Here is a 788-nt window from a genome sequence, read left to right as displayed (position 1 = left end):
GTAGCGGCCGACGGGGAAACCACTTCGGCACTGTTTCTCCTTGGCTCAGATGAGGACGATGTTGCTGCCCGGATCAGCTGGTGGTGTCCACCATGTATTTTCCGGCAAGTGTGGAGCCGTTGGTGTGCCCCCGCCGTATGTTGGTGATGAGACCTTCAAGCGTCTTCTTTCCGGTGGCTGTACTCGTGTCGATGTCCGGGCGGCCCTCTGCCCAGCCGTCTATCACGTAGGCGAGTCGCCTGTTACCGTCGAGGTACGTCTCGGCGATGTGGGCATTGGCATAGTTGTCTGCGTCAGCCTTCATGGAATTGCCGATGTCCCACGTCAGTGTGTCAATACCGCGTTGCACCAGGTCGCCGTAATGGCGACAGTGGTCTGGCCGTACGGTTGCGGTGGGTGCGCCGGAATTCCTCTGTGGTCCGGCGGGCTGAGCGCGTACTCAGATGGGGCCCCGTCCTCGATCGGACGGCGGAGGTCGGTGTGGCATCGGCGGAGGCGGGCCGAAGCCGTTTGCAATGTGGGTGGATTGGTGCGACGGGAAAGTCGACGGCGAGAGCGGGGGCGGACTCAGTCTGCGGCGCTTTCGAAGTATGACGAATGCTGTGATGGCGATCGCTGCGACAGCGGCTCCGATGCCGATCTGCAGCCAGGGGGTGTCGTCGTCTGTTGCGGTGATCGCCACTCCCGGGTCAGTGTCCTTAGAGGGCGTCGGTGTGCCGGTGTCGTCTGGTCTCGGAGGTGCCGACGGTGGAGCTGCCTCCGTGAGGTCCGGCAGCGGGTACTCGTCT

At 63.2% G+C, this 788-nt stretch carries 1 protein-coding gene; it reads right to left on the bottom strand.

The genetic code is table 11. The annotated features are described in order from the left end of the window. Positions 1–73: 73 nt before the first annotated feature. Complete coding sequence (locus tag ACSLTV_RS36130; protein ID WP_435613737.1) at positions 74–349, bottom strand: hypothetical protein; 276 nt, start codon at positions 347–349, stop codon at positions 74–76. Positions 350–788: the final 439 nt, after the last annotated feature.

The sequence above is a fragment of the Streptomyces sp. bgisy159 genome (genome assembly GCF_965341775.1).
Taxonomy (GTDB): domain Bacteria; phylum Actinomycetota; class Actinomycetes; order Streptomycetales; family Streptomycetaceae; genus Streptomyces.
The sequence above is the reverse complement of the archived record's forward strand: the minus strand, read 5'-3'. Positions and strand labels throughout refer to the sequence as shown.